The organism is Actinokineospora sp. UV203 (genome assembly GCF_056323665.1).
On the sequence record NZ_CM150484.1, the window covers coordinates 76,124 to 95,093 of the forward strand.

At 66.3% G+C, this 18,970-nt stretch carries 19 protein-coding genes; 10 read left to right on the plus strand and 9 right to left on the minus strand.

Annotated elements, in window-relative coordinates; all coding sequences use genetic code 11:
• Window positions 1-219 precede the first annotated feature (219 nt).
• The 4 genes from ACUZ2Y_RS00370 to ACUZ2Y_RS00385 all read right to left on the minus strand — a co-directional run bounded on the left by ACUZ2Y_RS00370 (window position 220) and on the right by ACUZ2Y_RS00385 (window position 5,670).
• Entirely contained in the window at window positions 220-3,201 is a 2,982-nt protein-coding gene (locus tag ACUZ2Y_RS00370; protein ID WP_476325736.1) for an SNF2-related protein, read from the minus strand.
• Complete coding sequence (locus ACUZ2Y_RS00375) at window positions 3,171-4,310, minus strand: serine/threonine-protein kinase (RefSeq protein WP_476325738.1); 1,140 nt, start codon at window positions 4,308-4,310, stop codon at window positions 3,171-3,173. Before ACUZ2Y_RS00375 ends, ACUZ2Y_RS00370 begins: the two co-directional genes overlap by 31 nt.
• Window positions 4,311-4,604: 294 nt before the next feature.
• Window positions 4,605-4,913, minus strand: a complete 309-nt coding sequence (locus tag ACUZ2Y_RS00380; protein ID WP_476325740.1) for a DUF397 domain-containing protein — start codon at window positions 4,911-4,913, stop codon at window positions 4,605-4,607.
• The gene (locus tag ACUZ2Y_RS00385; protein WP_476325742.1) at window positions 4,810-5,670 is read right to left on the minus strand and encodes a helix-turn-helix domain-containing protein; all 861 of its coding nucleotides are present in this window, start codon (window positions 5,668-5,670) and stop codon (window positions 4,810-4,812) included. Before ACUZ2Y_RS00385 ends, ACUZ2Y_RS00380 begins: the two co-directional genes overlap by 104 nt.
• Before the next feature lie 236 nt (window positions 5,671-5,906).
• On the opposite strand from ACUZ2Y_RS00385, the gene ACUZ2Y_RS00390 reads away from it, so the two are divergent.
• The 7 genes from ACUZ2Y_RS00390 to ACUZ2Y_RS00420 all read left to right on the plus strand — a co-directional run bounded on the left by ACUZ2Y_RS00390 (window position 5,907) and on the right by ACUZ2Y_RS00420 (window position 10,672).
• Window positions 5,907-6,050 carry a hypothetical protein gene (locus ACUZ2Y_RS00390; RefSeq protein ID WP_476325744.1) on the plus strand — a complete coding sequence of 48 codons (144 nt, stop codon included), beginning with the start codon at window positions 5,907-5,909 and terminating at the stop codon, window positions 6,048-6,050.
• Window positions 6,047-6,493 (plus strand): hypothetical protein, encoded by a 447-nt coding sequence (locus tag ACUZ2Y_RS00395; protein WP_476325746.1) that lies wholly within the window; start codon window positions 6,047-6,049, stop codon window positions 6,491-6,493. Before ACUZ2Y_RS00390 ends, ACUZ2Y_RS00395 begins: the two co-directional genes overlap by 4 nt.
• Window positions 6,490-7,068 (plus strand): RNA polymerase sigma factor, encoded by a 579-nt coding sequence (locus ACUZ2Y_RS00400; protein ID WP_476325748.1) that lies wholly within the window; start codon window positions 6,490-6,492, stop codon window positions 7,066-7,068. Before ACUZ2Y_RS00395 ends, ACUZ2Y_RS00400 begins: the two co-directional genes overlap by 4 nt.
• A gap of 313 nt (window positions 7,069-7,381) precedes the next feature.
• Window positions 7,382-8,131, plus strand: coding sequence for an ESX secretion-associated protein EspG (locus tag ACUZ2Y_RS00405; protein WP_476325750.1), 750 nt, complete (start codon window positions 7,382-7,384; stop codon window positions 8,129-8,131).
• Between the two features lie 102 nt (window positions 8,132-8,233).
• On the plus strand, window positions 8,234-8,623 hold the full coding sequence (locus ACUZ2Y_RS00410) for a hypothetical protein (RefSeq protein ID WP_476325752.1): 390 nt from the start codon (window positions 8,234-8,236) through the stop codon (window positions 8,621-8,623).
• Window positions 8,620-9,219 carry a DUF3558 family protein gene (locus ACUZ2Y_RS00415; RefSeq protein ID WP_476325754.1) on the plus strand — a complete coding sequence of 200 codons (600 nt, stop codon included), beginning with the start codon at window positions 8,620-8,622 and terminating at the stop codon, window positions 9,217-9,219. The genes ACUZ2Y_RS00410 and ACUZ2Y_RS00415 overlap by 4 nt, the downstream gene beginning before the upstream one ends.
• 61 nt (window positions 9,220-9,280) lie before the next feature.
• Entirely contained in the window at window positions 9,281-10,672 is a 1,392-nt protein-coding gene (locus ACUZ2Y_RS00420; RefSeq protein ID WP_476325756.1) for a hypothetical protein, read from the plus strand.
• 116 nt (window positions 10,673-10,788) lie between these two features.
• Here ACUZ2Y_RS00420 and ACUZ2Y_RS00425 read toward each other — a convergent pair whose 3' ends face one another.
• The 4 genes from ACUZ2Y_RS00425 to ACUZ2Y_RS00440 all read right to left on the minus strand — a co-directional run bounded on the left by ACUZ2Y_RS00425 (window position 10,789) and on the right by ACUZ2Y_RS00440 (window position 12,950).
• Window positions 10,789-11,109: a hypothetical protein gene (locus ACUZ2Y_RS00425; RefSeq protein WP_476325758.1), complete on the minus strand. Its 321-nt coding sequence runs from the start codon at window positions 11,107-11,109 to the stop codon at window positions 10,789-10,791.
• Window positions 11,099-11,488 (minus strand): hypothetical protein, encoded by a 390-nt coding sequence (locus ACUZ2Y_RS00430; RefSeq protein ID WP_476325760.1) that lies wholly within the window; start codon window positions 11,486-11,488, stop codon window positions 11,099-11,101. The genes ACUZ2Y_RS00425 and ACUZ2Y_RS00430 overlap by 11 nt, the downstream gene beginning before the upstream one ends.
• A 2-nt stretch (window positions 11,489-11,490) precedes the next feature.
• On the minus strand, window positions 11,491-12,576 hold the full coding sequence (locus ACUZ2Y_RS00435; RefSeq protein WP_476325762.1) for a hypothetical protein: 1,086 nt from the start codon (window positions 12,574-12,576) through the stop codon (window positions 11,491-11,493).
• A 251-nt stretch (window positions 12,577-12,827) separates the two neighbouring features.
• Window positions 12,828-12,950, minus strand: a complete 123-nt coding sequence (locus ACUZ2Y_RS00440; RefSeq protein ID WP_476325764.1) for a hypothetical protein — start codon at window positions 12,948-12,950, stop codon at window positions 12,828-12,830.
• Between the two features lie 747 nt (window positions 12,951-13,697).
• Between ACUZ2Y_RS00440 and ACUZ2Y_RS00445 the strand changes: the two genes are divergently transcribed.
• The 3 genes from ACUZ2Y_RS00445 (at window position 13,698) to ACUZ2Y_RS00455 (ending at window position 17,207) form a co-directional block, all read left to right on the plus strand.
• Window positions 13,698-14,699: a replication-relaxation family protein gene (locus ACUZ2Y_RS00445; RefSeq protein ID WP_476325766.1), complete on the plus strand. Its 1,002-nt coding sequence runs from the start codon at window positions 13,698-13,700 to the stop codon at window positions 14,697-14,699.
• Window positions 14,700-14,886: 187 nt separating this feature from the next.
• The gene (locus ACUZ2Y_RS00450; RefSeq protein WP_476325768.1) at window positions 14,887-15,195 is read left to right on the plus strand and encodes a hypothetical protein; all 309 of its coding nucleotides are present in this window, start codon (window positions 14,887-14,889) and stop codon (window positions 15,193-15,195) included.
• The gene (locus ACUZ2Y_RS00455; RefSeq protein ID WP_476325770.1) at window positions 15,192-17,207 is read left to right on the plus strand and encodes a recombinase family protein; all 2,016 of its coding nucleotides are present in this window, start codon (window positions 15,192-15,194) and stop codon (window positions 17,205-17,207) included. Before ACUZ2Y_RS00450 ends, ACUZ2Y_RS00455 begins: the two co-directional genes overlap by 4 nt.
• Before the next feature lie 248 nt (window positions 17,208-17,455).
• Here ACUZ2Y_RS00455 and ACUZ2Y_RS00460 read toward each other — a convergent pair whose 3' ends face one another.
• Window positions 17,456-18,772 (minus strand): hypothetical protein, encoded by a 1,317-nt coding sequence (locus ACUZ2Y_RS00460; protein WP_476325771.1) that lies wholly within the window; start codon window positions 18,770-18,772, stop codon window positions 17,456-17,458.
• Window positions 18,773-18,970 lie beyond the last annotated feature (198 nt).

The following is an 18,970-nucleotide window of genomic DNA, read 5'->3' on the forward strand; positions in this document are numbered from 1 at the left end:
CGGTCGCGTCGGCGAAGTACTCGCGGGCCTCCGCGGTGAAGTAGCAGCCGCGCAGCGCCCGCACCAGTTGGCGCGGAGTCTTCCGCTCGTCGTGCGGATCCTTCTCGATAATTGTCCACTCGGCCAGCGGCTGCTTCTTGAGCGCGTCCGGCAGCTCTTCGGCGAAGTAGTGCGCGGCAAGGTACTCTCCGCGGTTGGTGATCGAGTCGAAAACGGCGCTCATGCTTGGTGCTCTCCGTCCGCGTGCAGCGGGTCGAGCACCGCGAGCAGCCGCAGCATCGGTGCGCCTTCGGTCTTCATCGCGGCGACCAGTTCCTTCTGGCGACGGGCGGTCTGGTCGATCCGCGCTTTTGAGCCAGCGGTGCTCGCGATGTCCAAGGCCAGCTGTTCCCACCGTTCAGCCCGGTCCTCAGCTGGCGCGAGCGCACTCTTGACCCGCTCCGCGTACTCGTTCTCCCGCTCGGTCAGATAGGCGCGCGCGCACTCGATGACGGTCGGAACCAGGTCCCGCAGTGCGTGCAGGTTTGGGGTGGTCCGGCCCGGCATAGTCGGCGAAACCCCACAAGCGGCAAGGAAATCCGCGTCCATCGGTAGGACCCGCGGCCGGTCGGGCAGGCCGACCACGGCCATCCACTCCACCACCGTCGGCCGGCCAAGCGCGTTGGCGTAGCTGCCCTGTACCAAGAACACCGGCCTGGCCAGGTCGTCCACGAGCCCCGCGTCGATCGCTGCCGCGCGCTGCGAATCGGGCACGTAGGCGAGCACGAACGCCTCATCATGGCGGGCGGCCGCAAGCGCTTTGTCGGTCACCCAGTCCAGCACCGGATGGATGTCGGTGACATAGCTGACGTTGGGCCACTGGGTGCCGCTCGTCTTACGGGCCGCGGTGAGACGCTTGTCCGCGAGACCCTTGTCGAAGGTGATGCGCAGCCGGGCGGGAGAGCCAGGACTCGGCATGATTCCCTGCTCGTCGAGATAGGATTTCGGCAGCGCCTTGAGCCGGTGGAGCAGATCGGCAGGCGGCTCGAACGCGATGGTGCCGTCCCGGTCGCGGCGGAGCGCCAACTCGTCCTCCGGACCGGTCGGGCAGATCTGGCGCAGCGCCTCCTCGAAGTAGTCCTTAGCGGTGGCGAACACTGTCGGCACCTGGGCCATGGCCACCTCGACGACCTTCGGCGTCGCGCCGATGTTGCCGAGCAGATCCGCGAGAAAGTCCCCGCTCTCTTGCCGGGACGCCGCATGCGACCGTTCGAGGCTCCGCCCCGCGATGAGATCCTTGACCAGCCGGTTCTCCTCGTCCTGCGGGCGGTACAGTCCGGTGACCGCCTCCGCGGTGCCCTCGATGCGATGCGCCTCCGCCTCGCGGGCCAGCAATTTCGCGCCGACCAACCGGTCATCCAACGGTAGGGGCGCGCCCTGCTCGTCGCGCCGCCACTCGACCTCGCTGGTCAGAACCATTGCGCGGAACTCCGGCGGGGTGGCCTGCCCATACCGGTCGATCCGGCCGTTGCGCTGCTCGATACGAATGAGTGACCACGGCAGGTCGTAGTGGATCAGTTGACTGCACTCCTGGTGCAGGTTCACTCCTTCGGACGCGATGTCGCCGGTGAACAGCAGCCGCACCGGATCCGTTCGCAGCCCAAAAGACTCCACGATGCGCTTCTGCTCGTCATCTGTGGTCGCATCGCCGTGCATCACCGTGACCACACCGCCGTAGGCCAGCCATGGCTTGTTCTTATCCGCCTTGCTCGTCTTACGAAATCCGAGTCTGGCTGGCACCGTCTCGGCCAGCCAGCGCAACGTCGGGATGCGTTCGGAGAACACCACCACCCGGGTCGATGACCCGTGCCCGACCCCGAGTCCGGTCAACACGTCCACCAGCGCGGCGAGTTTCGCGACGTCTTCGTCGGTGATCGCCTCGGCCAGGCTCCTCAGGTCGAGCAACGCCAGTCGCTCGGTTTCCCGGCCCGCTTTCTCCACCGTGGACAACCTGGTGGCGATGGTCGCCAGTAGCGCCCGGTGTGAGGACAGGAACGACTTGAGCAGCTGGTACCCGATCAGCGGCTCGGCCACCGCCGGTCCACCGTCACCAGGCAGCCAGCGAGCGGCCAGCTCGGCAAGGACCGCCCGTTCCCGATCGGTGGCGGAGACCTGGACTGGAGTGGACGCCCCTCGGTCGGCCCATTCCCCCCGTAGACCATCTCGCACCTCGGGCGCGGTCTTGGTACGTCGGATGAACAGATGCTCGAGATCCTTCGGGTCGTAGTCGGTGGGGTCGGCGATCGCCGCCTCGTCCAGCAAACTGATCAACTCGGCGAAGGACCTGGCGTCTCCGTTGTGCGGGGTGGCGGAGGCCAGAATCAGGGCGTCGGTCTTGCCGGCCAGCTGGCGAGCCAGGTCGTTGTTCTGGGTGCCTCGGTTGATCAGGTTGTGCGACTCATCGATGACCACCGCGTCCCAGTCGGTGTTGTCCAGGTGATGTTGGTAATTCTTGCCTTTTAACGTGTCCACGGAAATGATCACGCGCTTGAAATAGGCGAACGGGTTGCGCCCGGCCGGAATCTCCTGCTGAACGCGCTGGATACCAGTCGAGTCAAGCCGGACAAGCGGAATCGCGAACCGAGTCCACAGCTCACGTTGGAACTGCTCAAGCACGTGCGCGGGCGAGACCACGAGTATGCGTTCACCGCGACCGCGACGAATCAGCTCGGCGAGGAGGATCCCGATTTCCAGGGTCTTGCCGAGCCCGACCACGTCCGCGATGAGCACACGTGGCCGCAGGTTGCGCATCGACAGTGCCAGCTCGGCAGGCCGCAATTGGTGGGTCTGGTAGTCCATCAGGAACCCGTCGGCCAACGCGAGTCCGTGTTCCGTCTGCGGCAACGCGGTCTTGCGCAGAACCGCCTCCATGTACAGGCGTGCACGCCGGTGGTTCGGCGAGTCGTCGGCCACCAGCCGAGTCCGTCTCGGGTCGAGTACGTCGATCTTGTCGATGCCCTCGATGTCCTCGTAGAACACCGCGTCGGTGCCCCGAACGAACGGCGACACTCCGGTCACCTCGATCATCCACCCGTCCCGGGTGTTGACCACCTTGCGCACCAGCCACTGCTCGTCACGCACCCGCACCTGCGCCCCTGGTGCGTACCGCACCGGCCGCTCGACGTCGCCGGTCACGCGGGCCGCCTTGACGAACTCGACCACAGCTGCAACTGCCTGCTGTACTGCTCCCGCAACTGATCAGCCACTCGCCGGCGCGCCGTCACCGGCCCAGCCGCCCTCACCGAGGCCGGTGCCTCCGGTTCGGGCTCGGTGAGGGCGACGATCGCGCCTCCCAGGCCGACAGCGCGATCAAGCCCACCACCCTCCCCAGGGAGTTCGGCGAACTTCGCAGCCAGCCCGGCCAGCCGCTCCGCGAACGACGGCGACTGCCGAGGAGTCTCCGGCTTCTCGCGAAACGTCTCGGACACCAGCATGCGGCGCACGTCTTTCACCGTGGTTCCGGCCGCGGTAAGCAACTCGGCGCAGGTCTCCAGCACAGTGGCCAGCGATGGGCGGTCGTCCGGATCATGTGCGAGCAACGAGCTGACGAGCGGGACCAGCACGACAGGTAGGCCATCGAGATCCGGCAACATCGCGGGATTCGAAATCCTGTTCAGCGTTACAGCGCCGTCATTGCCGTACGGAAGTTTCCCGGTGGCCGCGTACAACAGCACTGCGCCCAACGCATGCATATCCGCCTTCGAGGTGATCTTCGAAACCCCGTCTACCTGCTCTGGAGCCATGAAGGAAACGGTGCCGATCAACCGGCCACCCGAGGAGATGCTCTCCCCGGCACGGTCGACGAACGCGCCAAGACCAAAGTCGATCAGCACCGGACCACGGCTACTGAGAATGACGTTTTGCGGCTTCATGTCTCGATGCACCAGATCGGCACCGTGTACCCCACGCAACCCGTCGACGAGCACCACTCCAAGGCCGACTACCAGCGGTCCCGGCAACGGACCATGCTGGTCCACGAAATCCCGCAGGGTCGCTCCGGCCACGTACTCCATCGCCAGCCACGGTTCATCGGCGAATGGGTCGGCATTGAGAACCCGCGGGACTTGGCTGGTCCCGATCACCGTCTGGGCGATCAACGCTTCCCGCTCGAACCGTCGCCGTGTCTCCTCTTCGATCTTGTCCTGCCGAATCACCTTCACCGCAACCGGCTCCCCGGCCTCCGACCACGCAAGATAGACGCGCCCCATGCCGCCGCGGCCGAGCTCCCGCTCCACCACGTACCGATCAATCATCGAGGGCAACTGATCCATAGCTATCCAATGCCCCCATCCCCGCCGGTCGTTACACCTGGCCAACGACGCTCCAGGGCAACCATATCCAAGACAGCTCAACGCCACTGCCAACGTCATTCCGTGTCGACAACCTGCCAGGGCCCTGGACCTCGCGGTCTTGCTGCCGGGCACCGGCTTGGGTGTCGACGGTGCGTGGCCCGGATCGCCGTCTGCTGAGGCAATAGGGTCACAGCGACGGCTCGTGCTGGTGATCTCCCGCATCTCTGGTCGCCGCGCGCGGGCTCGAATGTGACAGTTGCGGATGACTGACGTTTACCGGGTTGCCTGCAGCAGGAGCGCGTCCCACGCATGAGCGCCGACGACGAGAACGTGCCCGGCAGGGTTCTTGGAGTCGCGTACCGCGGTGCCGGGCCCGATAAGAGCTACCTCTACGCATTGGCCGTTTCCGCTGCTGCGAGAACTCTTTCGCCACACGGCGTGCGAGAGGTCACTGGTCTGCATGCTGGTTCCTGCCTCCTCACTCTCGGTCGTTTGCGAGTCGTAACATGAGTTTGGCCGAGTCATCGGGACTGGCCGCTGTCGCCCGTAGGTTGTCGAAGATCGAGCTGAACCGCCGCACATCTGCCTCTGCTTCCAGGAACAGGTCGCCGGCCATGCTGTCGATGTAGATCAGGTCGGTGTCCAATGGGTCAGGAAAGTCCATCAGCACGAACGATCCTGGCATGCCTGGGTGGGCGCCGGACTCAAAGGTGATCACCTGCAGGGTGACGTGCGGCAGGGTCGCGATGTCGGCGAGGTGGGCGAGTTGCGCGCGCATCACCGATGGGCCTCCGACGGCTCGACGCAAGGCCGCCTCGTCCACGATCGCCCACAGCTTGAGCGGATTGTCCTGGCTCAGGAGTTGCTGGCGCTCGATCCGGGCCTGGACTCGATCCTCGATGTCCTGACGAGTGGCGTTAGGCAACACGCCCGCGATCACCGCGCGGGCATAGGCCTCGGTCTGGAGCAGGCCCGGGATGAATAGCGACTCGTAGTTGCGGACGCTGCTGGCCTCGGCCTCGAAGCTGATGTACGCGGTGTATTCCTCGGGCAGGTCGCTGTGGTAAGGCCGCAGCCAGCCTTGCTTCGTAGCCTCCTTGGACAAGGTCACCAGGTGCTGACGCTGTTCGTCGTCGGCGTCGTAGAGGTCCAGCAGCGCCTTCAGCGTTCGGGCTTGCGGGCGCGTCTTGGCGGTCTCGATCCGATACAGCGTGGCGGTGTTGATCCCGGTGCGTTCGGTGACCTCCTCCCGACTCAACTCCGCTGCCGCACGCAGGCGGCGTAGCTCGGCAGCCAAGCGGCGCAACCGCACCGTTGGTGTCTGCTTCTTGGTCGCCACGTCGAGCATCCTTCCTCAACTCCTCTGCGGAGCCACGTAAGTGTGGCTGTGATCTGGATGGTCATCAAGCTCAACAGCAAACGCCGTTATTGAAAATGCATAGGTTGCGTTTGTGGCAGTGCAGGCGCATCATTGCACCACATGGTCGGCACTGGGAGTAGCCATACCGACCGCATCCGTCACCAAGGGCTGCCCAAATTCGGCGGCCACCGGTGGAGACCACATGGGAGGCGGCAATGACCAACACGTTGAGCGTCGCGGAAACCCTGGTAGGCGCAGGCGGCGACGACTGGGTGGTGGCGCTCCTCGGAGCTGTCGCGGCGGTGACCTTCGGGTTGACGGTGCGAGACATCGTTCGCGACCTGCGGGATCGGCGATGACGGGCGCATATCCGAGCGACCCGAGCACGGTGGATTTCTGGCTGCATGAGCTGCGTCGCCGGAACTGGTCGCTGTACTTCTTCGGCCGCGACCGGATTCGGCCCGAGCTGATCGCGGCGGTGTGGCACTGGCCTTACTGCGCGGATGTGGTGATCCTTCGGTCGGAGGACGATGCGACCGCGTTCCGCACGCCGACCCCGAACGGCCGGGACATGGACGTGCTCGACTCGGAGTGGGTGAACTGGATCTACCAGCACACGGCCGTGTTGACGCTGCGCGCGATGCTCACGCTGGCCGACCCTGGTTCGCCGAACGCGCCGCAGCACCTGATGACCGCCCCGGAGTGCTGCCGTATCCCGGCGGAGCAGCGTCGGCCGTTCACCTTCCGCCCCACGTCGAACAGCCACGCGCTCCAGGTGAACACCCCCGGCGGGACACCGTGATCACGGCCCCAGACTCAGCTCTCGACCTGGTCGACCGTGTCGGCACCGGTGATCTCAACGCCTACGGCGAGCTGTACGCGCGCCACCGCGTGGTCGCGTACTGGTACGCGACCCAGTTCACCAGGGATTCATCGCAGCGCGACGACCTCGTAGCCGACGCGTTCATGCGGGTGCTCAACGCGATCCGCTCCGGCTCCCGCCCGCTGGCTTTCCCCGCCTACCTGCTGACCGCAGTGCGGTCAGCCGCCCACGGGGCGGCGCGGCGCAACGCCCGGTGCCAACCAGCGGAGATCGACACCGACAAGCCGGTCCAAGCGATGCCGGTGGTTGCCGATCATGCCGACGCCGTAGTGGACAGGCTCGCGGCAAATCCCGTACGGCGGGCGTTCGCCGCACTGCCCCGGCGGTGGCGAGACGTCCTGTGGGCCAGCGCCGTGCAGGGCCGATCCGCCATCGAGATCGGCGAGATGTTCGCCCTGACGCCGAACGCAGCGTCCGCGCTGGCCTACCGCGCAAGAAAAGCGTTACGCGCTGCGATTGGTATCAGCACTCCCCACCGGGTCGCCCGCAGGTGAACGACGCCAGCCACCGCTGGGGCCGCAGTGCCCTCGGTTCCTCCCTTGCTCACCTCCGGGCAACCGAGGGCGGGACCGTCGTGGCCCGCGACATCGCGGGGCAGCGAGTCGGGTCGGCGGTGTGCGGCGCGTGGCTGGTCGATGACGTCGACGGTCCCATCGACTCGCCACATATCAGGATGTGTGCCCGTTGCCTGGCGGTACTGGTCGAGGGCCCGCCACCCGACCATCAACCCTGAACGACACGATCGGGCGAATCTCATGATCGTCTGATCGACCACGCGCCCGATCGGTGTGTGCCACGATGCCGCGCATGGCCAGGGTGGAATGCTCGTTCGCTGAACTGGATGCGCTTGGCGCGGCACTGGACCTGCCGGTGTGGCGGTTCCCATTCGCCACCCCGCGCTTCGGCGGGGTCGGCAGGGCCGAATTGTTCGCCGCGGTCAACACCACCCTGACCGAGCGCGGGCTCGTACAAGGCGACCGATTCGACCCGGACCTCGAACGGATCCTCCGTGTCTACGCCACAGGGCCGGTGTCCATCGCGGTCAACGGGATGGTCGACCGGACGCAGCTCACCGCTCTCGCCGTCCCCGGCACCCGCGTCGGCGTGCTCGCCACACTGCGGGAAGAACACATCGCCTTCCGGCTGCTGCCTGCCGAGAGTCTGATCCGCGCCGTGGTCGCCACCCTGCCGCCGCTGCGACAGGGGCCGGGCAGTTCGGTCACCGTGACCAGTCGGCCAACCTCAGCAACGCCCGCGCCCGCCGCGATCCTTCAACGGGCACACCCACGCAGTACCCACGCTGGGGCGGACCACCAAGCGGCACAACGGATCCTGGCCCGACCCCGCCGCGGCGGGGGCTCATTTCTGATCGGCACACCCGCCAGGGCCGGTCGGCCCGGCCCCTGCGAGACCCTCTCCTGGATCGACACCGACGCAGGCCGCTACGCGGTGACCACGACGCCTGGTCCCGACGGCCGACCGCACGTGACCTACCTACCCGCCGACCTCGTCAGGATCGAGCACCACATCCACCGACTGGTCGCCAAGTTCACCTGATCAGGGCGGAACCATGCGGGGTCAGCGGCTCGTCTGAACCGGGCATGCTGGGCGGCGCCGGCTGCTACCGTTCACTCTGGGTAGACAGGGGAGGTGTGGGGAGTGACCATCGGGTTCTGGGACAGCTTCGGCGGCATCCACGACGCCGCGCAGCAGCTCAAAGTCGCAGCCAATGAGGGCTTCACCGTGTCCGGGCCAGGCGTCCAAGTCATGATCGACGCGGTCGTCGAGATGTTGCGCGACGTCAGTGATGCACTCGACAGCGCGGACCGGTTCGCGCAGGAACCCGCGCTCGGGCAGACGCCGTCGGCGCAGGTGTACAAGCCGTTCATGGCCACCATCGCCACCGACCCGGTCCAGGGCTTCATCCCGTTCATGAAGGGCCTGCAAAAGGATCTGGCCGATATCGAGGCGTCTCTGCGCAAATCCATGACCAGCTACCAGGACAGCGACCAGACCGGCGCGAGCGGCATCACCGCTGCGGGATCATGAACAGGAACATCAGCAACGTGATATCGACTACCGGTACGACCGTCTGGAACATCGCTGTCGCGGCGGCGTTAGCCATGGGCGGTTTGGGGCTGACTGCCTGCGCTGACGCATCGTCGCCTGGCACTCCTGTGCCGGTCACGACCACGACGACAGGGAAGTCCGAGACCAAGACGAGCGCGACAGCGACCAGTTCTGCGACGAAGGTCGATTCACTGGCCGACGTCGACCCGTGCGAGTTGCTCACAGACGCCGACAAATCGGCCCTCGGTGTTACGGAAACCTTGGGATCTGAGGGTTCTGGCACCGCGCGAATCTGCCGATTGCGGCTTCCCGACAGCAACCTGACCCCAGGGATTCGGACCAACGTCGGCCTCGATGGGGTCGTGGTAAACGGGCCAATAGCGGACGTTGAGATCGGTTCCCGTCAGGCGAAGCAGATGCGAACCAACACCGGCGGTTGTTTTGTGTTCATCGGTGTCACGCCGTCGTCGCGGGTAGATGTCCAAGCGAGTGAGCTGCGTGGTGACCAGGACGTGGCGTGTGATTTGGCGTTGCGGGCTGCGAAGTTGATCGAGCCGAACTTGCCGGAGTCGTAGGGGGTGTTGGGCGATGGGTGGGGAGAGACCGCCGTCTGATGTGGCGTCGGAGTACGGGATCGTGGAATACGACCGTGCTCCAACGGTGGACGAGGTACGGGAACAGATCGCAGCCGAAGGGCGTGCGCGGTACGGGCCGTTCCTGGGGCCGCTGATGGGGATGCTCGACGCGCTGAGCCACACCGACGACAAGCTCGACGCCCAAGCCCAACAACTTCGGGAGGGTACGTTGACCCGGTCGGCGCCGGGCGCGCCCGGGGTGCATTACGAAGGCATTCCGCATCAGCAGTTGTGGGACGCGGTGAATGACGGGGTCGATCCGGGTGCGGTCGGCTCGGTGGGCGAGGCGTGGATCAAGGTCGGAAACAGGCTGACCGGGTTCGGGGACTTGGTCGCCAACGCAATCGGCAGCAGCGAGACCACATGGACGGGCATCGCCGCAGAAGGGGCCCGGCAGGCGATGGCCCGAGTCGCCAACAGGTCCGGGGAGGCCGGAAGGGCCTCGCAGCTCGCCGGGACGGTAGGCACCCAGCAAGCCCAAGCCCTGGCTACGGCGAAGAACACGGTGCCGCCGCCACCGAACCCACCGTATGACCCACGTGCCGCGGCGCAGCAGTTGCAGACGATCACCGATCCTGTCGCCTACGCGCAACAGGCCCAGCAGAATCAGCAGCAGGCCGCGGCGCAGCAGGAGGCGCACCGGCAGGCCGCGCAGGCTGTGCGGACCTACGACCAGACCCTGACCGCGACGGCATCGGCTGCGCCCGCGTTCGCTCCGGCGCCAGCCGCCGCGAAACCCGGCGATGGGCGCGACACCAGCGGAACCGACTGGAAAAGCGGTTCAGGCGATCAGTCTGGCGGAGGCTCGGGCGGGCGTGGCTCGGGCGGCGATGGTTCGTCAGGCGGGCTTGGAGGGCTCGGTAGTGGGTCCGGTCTGTCCGGTGGACAAACCGGCGCGGGTGGTTCCGGGGTTCCGGGCCAGACCAGCACGTCGGGTGCCGGGCCGATCGTCGCTCCCGGTGGTGGACCGGGCCTGAATCCGGGCGGCCAACCAGGTATTGGGCCACGACCCGACACTCCGCAATGGGGACTCGGGCAGGGCGGTATTGGCCCCGGCCCGGGTGGCGGCGGTGTCGGACGAGGCGGCTCGGGCGGCTCGGCGGGTGGGCTCGGCGGCAGAGGCACTGGCGGTGGACCCGGCTCAGGTGGGCCTGGAGCGGGTGGTCGCGCCGGCGCGTCCCCGTTTGGCGGCACGGCCGCCGGCGGGAACTCGGCGGGTCGCGGGGCCGGTCGAGCGGGCACGGCCGGGATGGGTGGCGCTATGGGTGCGGGTGGCCGTGGGTCCGGTGACGACGACATCGAGCACCAGAGCCCCGACTACCTGGTAGAGGCCGACCCGGAAGGTTTGTTCGGCACCGACGAGATCACCGCGCCCCCGGTGATCGGCCTGTAACCACTGCGTCTTGCCCCACGATTACCTGGCACTAAGAAACGACACCGAACGCGGAGGGATCGTCCGGACGGACGTCCCTCCGCATTCTGCGTGCCAGGGATGTCAGTGCCAGGAAGTCAGCGCATCGCCTGGGCGATGAGGACCAGAAGCGTGCCTGCACCGATCAGCAATGCGAGGGTGATCGCGCCGAGGACGGCGACTTGGCTGTAGCGAGTCGCTTGTCGCATTCGGTGGTTGACCCCGAGTGCGGCCGCGGTGCAGGCGAGCGGCGCCGCCCAAAACCAGTGCGGTGCGACGACCAGTCCGACCACCGTGAAAGCGGCGATGAACACCCCCAGGATTATCGCGTTGAGGCTGCCGGTCTTGACGAGACCGTCCTGCCATACCAACGGGATCGGACTGTCGTCCGGCCGGTTGTTTCGGTTGCTATCGACCACGAATCCAGCTCCGTTCGGAAAAATCTTCGCCGTCGTCCTCGCTGGAGCCGCGACGGCGAACGGGACGCGAAGTTGGTGAGGGTTCCGGATCTTGGGCCAACTCGCGTGCTGCTTGTTCGCCTCGGGCGACGGCGTCGTCCTTGTCCTTTTCGGACAGCTCGGAGTACCAGTTGACGAACTTCTCGGTGCCACGGTTGAGAACCTCGTCGTAAGTTCCGGACTCGAGCACGCCGCGGGGAGTGATGTTGCCTGCGAGTAGCTCACGAGCGAGTTCAGCCGCCGCAGGATCGCGAGTGTTGGCGGCCAGTCGGCTCAGGAGTTCAGTCCGGGCGCGGTTCTGCACAGGGTCGTCGGAAAAGCGCGGAGTGTCGTCGGTCATGATCAAGCTCCGGGATGGTCATAGCCGGCGGGCAACGGGTGTGTCTGGAAGGCGCCGTTGGTGCCGACGAGCTCGAGAACGCTGCCGTGAATGCCTCGGATCGTATTCTGGATCGCCATGATTAGCCGGGTGGCGTCCTGCCAGAGTTCGACCATGTTCTTGCATTCCAGAGCCGCGAAGCTCCACAGAATGGCAGGACCGACCACGGTCTCAGCCAGGACGCCTCCTGCGATCGCGGCAGCCGAAGCCCAGAAGATGTTGTCGAAGATCCCCTGGATGATATCGCTGAGCGCCTCGGCGGCTTCCCAAGCGCCCCTCGCGGCTTCCATGTACTTGTCGCGCAGCGTCGCCAGGGCGGCGCTATAGTCACCGACCCGGTGACCGAGGTTGTTGAAGTACTGGAACGCGCTATTGGCCGCGTTGCCAGTCCAGTGATCCAACAGCGCATTGATATTGACCCGCTGGTCCTCGGCGACATCGGTGCAGAACCACGACAGGGAGTGCAACGTCGACGCTGCTTTGGCGAACTGCTCCCAGTCCCCGGCAACCCACTGGGAGGCCTCCTGCACAGGGTTGACCCGAATAGTCGCCTCAAGGAACTTCTGCGCCCAGAATCCCACGCTGATCAGGTTGCCGATGTCGTTGATGGGCTGCATGGGATTGGTGAAGCCCTGCAGAGGTTTCGGCTCGCTCAACCGCCCGGCGGGAATGTAGTGCTGTGTGATCGCCATTGGCATCGGCTCGCCGGACTGACCCGGCAGCGGAGGCACCTCCGGCCTACCCTCCGATTGCGGGTAAGTTCCGTCCAACCGCTCCGCCTCGGCCCTATCGACACTGTCATACATCCGCCACGTGCGATCCAACTCGGTTGCCGCGGCTCCACACACCTCAACGAGCGCCGTCAGTGCGGAGATGACGTCACGCCGGGCCTCCTCGTGGCTGCCGACCAGGGAGACAAGCACGCCTGGCTGACTCCCGATGTGCAGGTTCTTCTCGGCGAACTCCTTCGCGGCTACCGCATCCTCATGATGGTTGCGCACAATTCCCGCGTACATGCCCAGCTGAAACGAATCGACCTTGAACGTCATCCCACACCCCCGTGCGACACGCCCGCGTGTTCGGGGTGCAGTCCAGAACGTACCGGGCGCGAGCACTTGGCGTGGTCGCTTTCACTCCGGACAGGCAGTGACCTATCACTCAGCGCGACAAGTCATGGTGGCAACGCGCCATCGTCGCGAGCGGCAGTGGCATCGAATCGGACGGACCACGCGCCGCGGCCAAGGCACGTGCTGTCCGCCCACCCAGCGGCTTCGCCGCCGGTAGACCGGTGAGTGTGCGGTCACGTGCCGCCCGCGCGGCTGCGCACGATCGGGGGGTCATCGTCCTCGATGGTGTCGTACAAGTCGTTGTACACAGCCCAGGCCGCGCCGGTGGGGCCGGTCTGGGTCGCCGTGGTCGGCACTCGCCGTCGCGACCACGATTGGGCAGTCTCCCGAAGCGCTATAGCTGTCGAGGGCCCGGGGGAGCATCTTTGAGGCGGAATGCAAGCCGGGAGGCGCAAGTCCATACTTGCCGGTGGTCATCTTCGAGTAGCGCTCGATCTTGTCCACAGGGCGCTGCTGGTATTCCGTGTCTCTAATCAATGGCCTCATGCGGCCACGATTCCTTTGCGCGATGTCGGGTGCGTGTCCAAACGGTCCCGAAATCCGGAGTTCAAAGGCGAGCGAGCTGGGTTCCGGATAACGGCATGGCGATGGGACAATGACAGAGAACGGGGCGCGTGCCGACAGTGCAGCCGAGCGGGGTCCTTGCCGGTCGCTGCGACTAGGAATCTTTGTAACGGTTCGGTCGCGGGCCTGGAAAATAGGGGCGAAATCCGGAGTCGAGAGACGCATAGGGAATCTGTGCGTCGAGACGACGATGGTGGTGGCTCATGGTTGACAGCGACGGCATTCATGCCGGTAGGGGTGTGTCCGGCCGTTCGGTTGCGGGTGCGGCGGGGGTGTTTCCCAGAGCAGCAGGGGCATCCGCACACCCCATTTCCACTAAACCCGCTGGTCAGGACGGTGCTGGTAGGCAGGTGGCGCGTCCCCGACTTGGTGGACGTAGTCAACATCTTCCCGTCGGTGGGGGCAGTCGGCGGGGCCGTGTCCGGCAGGGGGAGCCGGACGGCGCGTTGTGGTCGCGTCTGACGCCCAGGGATCGGTTGGTGCTCGACTTGGTGGCCGAGCATCGGGTGCTGACGACGTGGCAGTTGCTGGCGCTGGCGTTCCCCTCGGAGGCGCGGGCGCAGCGCCGCCTGCGGGAGCTGACCGAGCTGGGCGTGCTGTTCCGGACCCAGCCGCACCGCGCCGCGGGCGGCTCGACGCCGTTCCATTACCTACTCGGCTATCGGGGGGCGGAGCTGCTGGCGGCGCGGCAGGGCAGCTCGGTGCCGCGTCCGGCGGTGCATGCGCAGCGGATCACCCGAGTGCTGGAGTCGCCGATGCTGCGGCACTTGTTGGGGGCCAACCAGTTCTTCGCCGACCTCACCGGCTACGCCCGGGGACTTCGTGCGGGCCTGATGCCGCTGCCGGGCGGCGAAGGGCTGCGGGCTTGGCACAGCGAGGCGTGGGTGCGTGAGCACCACAACGTGGCCGTTCAGCCGGACGGGTTCGGCGTGTGGCGGCAGCACGGCGCGTTGCTGGGGTTCTACCTGGAACACGACACCGGCAGCGAGTCCCTTCGGATCGTGGCCGACAAGCTCGACCGCTACACCGGTGCTCGTGAAACCGGCCGTTACGGCGACCGATTGAGCACCGCGCGCCTGCTGCGCGGGATGGTGCTGTTCTGGGTGGCCAGCGCGCGACGCGAGCGCAACCTGCGCCGTGCCCTGGCCGCCAAGTCCTGCCCCGTTCCGATCGCCACGGCGGCACGGGATTACGGCGATCCGGACGGCCCGGCGGGCGAGGTCTGGTCGCTGCTGCCCGATGGTGAGCCGGGTGGGCGGCGCCGGCGCATCGGCGACCTCGCGGGGGCCATCGGCGGCACAGAGCCGGACGGCAAGCCGACCGCGTTGACCCGGCTGCCCGAGCCCGACATTGAGCACGACGACGAGGATGACCTCGCCGAGTACGACGATGAAGACCAGGACGGCCCCGGCGACGCGCCCGTCGTCGGCCGGGACCAGGCGACGGCGGCGGACTGGCTGCGAGGCTGGCGATCCCGATGACGGCCGCCGTCGACCACATCGGAGAGGTTCCGCGCCGACCCGCCGCCGAGACGACCGCGACCGTGGGGATCGGCCGCGAGAACCGGCAGGCACGCCCCGGTCTCGCCAGTCTCGCGGCAACTCTCGCGCCGGTATTGGCGATCTCGCCCGCCGATAAGCGGCCGTCGCCTGCGACTTGGGGTGCGCGATGAACATGCCGAACGATTCCGGTAGCGAACCAGAAGCGGTCGTCATTCCGTTCCCGCGAAACCCGCCGGATAATCACCCGGAGTGCCTGCCCGAAACCGGACCTGACCAGCCGGCATGGTGGTATATTCAGAACCGAATTCGCGGCGATAAGCGGAGGTATTCCGGTCGAATCAACCGCATCAGCGGGCCGGAGTCCGAACGGGTCAGAAATGAACTCGCCGAGGTGGTTCGGGAACTTCTCGAATGGGTGGCCCGACAATCCGGCAGCCAATCAGACAAGGTGAGCGAGGATGGTGAAGCGGCGTGAGTGCACCCGATGACCTGACCGGCAACCCGCCCGCACCGGCAGTGACCCGCCGTGCGGGCGTGCCGGTGTCCGGCCCGTCCGGACTGTCGGACTACGCCGTCTCACCGTTGGGAATGCCGGTGGCGTTGCTGCGCGACGAGGTGCGGGTGGCGTTCCTCGGACGAACCTCCACAGAGGACCAACAGGACCCGCGTCAGTCCGCGGTGCGTCAACTCGGGAACTGCAAGACCGCGATCCCGGCGTCATGGGTGATCGTCGCCCACTTCTACGACGTTGAGTCCGGGCGCATGGAACTGAAAGTGCGTGGGCAGGGCACCGACTACGAACGGTTCGACATCCCGATCGCCCGCGACGGCGGCATCGCCGATCTACTTGCCGAAGCCGCCCACCCGGGGCGTCGGTTTGACGTGGTTATCTGTGAGTCCATCTCCCGCGTTGCCCGCCGCGCCTATGAGGGTCTGTCGATCGAACGTGAATTGGAGCGGGCCGAGGTGCCGTTGTTCGCGGCGAACGAGCCGATCGCCGTGTCCGGCAGCAGGGCGCAGCGGATCTTGCAGCGGCGGATCAACCAGTCGGTGGCCGAGTACGAAGTCCTCAACACCCTTGAACAGTCCTGGGGTGGGCTGTGCACGCACGTGCGCGAGGGCTGGAACATCGGCAAACCCTGCTACGGGTACAAGGCCAAGACGATCAGGCACCCCAACCCGAGCAAGGCCGCCAAGGGACAGACCAAGACCCGGCTCGAACCCGACGGTGTCCGCGCGGAGACGGTCACCCAGATCGCGTTGTGGCGGTTTCACGAGCATCTCGGCTACGACACCATCGCCGAACGCCTCAACGCCGATCCGACTCGGTATCCGCCACCGGAGCCGCCGGGCAAGACACGGGCGCGGGGTGCGTGGGGCAAGACGAGCGTCTACGAGATTCTGCGCAACCCCAAGTACACCGGCTACCAGGTGTTCAACCGGCGCGCTTCCCGCTCCCGCAACGGGAAGGTCAACGACCCGATCAAATGGGTGTGGTCGACCGAGCCGGCGCATGAGCCGCTGATCCCGAAGTGGATGTACGACGAGTTCAACGCCCGCCGAGCCGCCAAACGCGGCTCCCGCGACGGCAACGGCTTCAACACCCACCCCGAAACCCGCCGCACCTACCTGCTGCGCAGCATGGTGTTCTGCGCGTGCGGTCGGCGCATGTTCGGCAACCACCGCCACGAACGCGCCTACTACATGTGCTGGCCGCGCAACAACAACCGTGGCCGCCCCGACACCTACGCAGGTCATCCCAAAGCCGTGTACCTGCGCGAGGACGCCATCCTCGACGCCATCACCCGCTTCTTCGCCGACCGCGTCTTCGGGCTCCAACGTCACGCAATCCTCGCCGCCGACATCGCCGGACTCGACGACCGCGCCACCCAGGAACGCCACACCGAACGCGCACGCCTCCAACGCGCTCTCGCCGACCTCACCCGACGCCAAAACTCGATCATGCGCCAAGCCCAAGACGGCGACCCCGACGACCCCTTCACCAAGGCCCTGCGCGGCACCTACAACGACCTCGAAGCCGAACGGACCGCCACCCTCGCCGCCATCACCCAACTCGACGCCGCCGACGACGCCGAACCCAGCCGCCCCGGCGCGGCGGACATCGCGCTACTCGACGCGCTGCCCTACCTGGTGCTCAATCTCGCCGACGCACCCGAACCGCTGCTGCGACGACTGTTCGAGATCACCCAACTCAGCGTGCGGCTGCGCGACGACGGCGACCACGTCGACATCGCCATCCGGCTACCCGCAGACCAACTACCCGACATCGCCGAAACGGCGGAAAGGATCACCGAAAACATGATCAAAACACAAGAAGCGCCTGCTCAGACGGCAGACGCTGTTTGTGTAGATGCTGTACGTGCCCCCGGGCAGGCTCCATCAGGATGCACACCGATGACCGGCTGGTCCAGCACGGGGGAGTGGCTCGCTCAGGTTGCACCTCGTCAACACGGAAGCCACTGGTAATCGTGGCGCATGTTCCCCTCGTGATGGAGCGGCGGAAAGCAATCGCCGACGTCGACTAGGTGTGTGTGCGCCCGCGCCGGTCGGGCGCTCCGGGGGGTGCGACCGCAGGTTCGAGCCATCCCCGGAGCACACAACCGATGGAACAGCTCCGACCAGAGGTTTCTTGGCGGGCAGACTGGTCGTCGAGCACCCGTCTGTCAGCACTCCGTGGGAACGACGCCACGGCGGGCAGCCGACCTCAACGACTGCTACACGAGCTTCGCCTGCGCAACCGTGTGGCGCGTCGCGATCGCGGCGATCCAGTCGCCCCTGCCCGGCCACTCGATCCTGACGCCCCTTCGGGCAGCCATGTCGATGAGCAGGTGGTTCTTAGGCTGCTCAGACACGTAGAGGACTGGTACCACCTCAAGGCCCCGTGCAAGGTAGTGCTCGGCGTACTCGCACACCTGCCCGAAGCCGGAGCGGATCTGCTCGGAGGTGTTCAGTTCGGACGTGCTCTTCACCTCGACAATGACCAGCTTGCCCGCGGCCAAGAACGCCAAGTCGAACGGCATGTCTTCTGACCCCGGGGATAGCGGCTCGTACCCGGCACATGACACCTGACTGGCAAGCGAGTTCTGGACTCTGCGGTGCGTACGGTTCGCCTCCGTGTGCAGCTCAGCCGATGGCTTACTCCCGGCCCCCTCGCGTACGACGACCTGATCGTCCTGCTGCCGGAAGGGCTGGCCAACCAAGTCGCCCTCAGGCTCGAGCTCGGGACCATCTTCTCGACGGACAATAGTGATCGCATGCACCACGACTGGGCGAGTCACGTCACGACGGAACTTGTACGGCGCGCGTCCAATCTCCGAGCTGACTCCCGGGTTGTCCGACGCCACGGCGTACTGGCCGAGGTATCGGACCTTCTTGCCTGCCCCGTCAGCCGCTTGGAAAACACGCAGTGCACGCCCTTCACGAACATGCCCGTATACGGAACTCGCGTCTTTGTCCTTGACCTCGATGGTCATCGAACTGTCGCTGCCCACGACTGGGAACGCTCGCGTCCCCCGAGCGCCGACAAAGACGAAGACGTGCGGCTTGGAGGCCGAGGGTGCAACACCGCTCTGCCGGGCACCTCCAAGCAGGTCATGCAGATCACCCCGGTCAACGACTTCGCCGGGCTCGATGCTCCAGCGCATCCCGACGGGCACCGCACGGTCAGGCTGCCTACAGACTGACACGATGGCTTCCCATTGCCGCCCCGGAAGCTCAGTTGGTAGGTCGGCGCCATCGGCCGCGTAGACCGCGCGCCCAAGCGATCCCAGTTTGACCTGAGATCGGATGTACTCGATCGGAACCGGGTCATCGAGGAACAGCTCATCGAAGGCGATCCGCATGAAACGAGCCCTGTCGTACCGCTGGAGATCATGAAGGTGTCCGACTGTTCCAAGGCCGATCATCGATGGACGGCCAGTGGTGCGCAACAAGACCACGCGGTCACCAGCGTCCGGCTTGAGCGCAGGCGCTTCGTCGCCCGTGTCGTTGGTGCTTGAGCGACCGAACGCCTCCGCGAGGCTGGATTTCACCTCATGCGCGGGCCAACTCAGACACGTCGAGGAGCTTGCTGTACTCGATGACCGCCAACAACGAAGGAGCCAGTAGCGCATGGTTGACGAGGTTAGCTGGCGGGACCGACAGAGTTGATCAGGCAGTACGGGCTCGGCTGGCAGATTGCCGCAACGGCGGTTACCAGCCTTTCGCCTGGCTGAACCAGGCCCTACCCG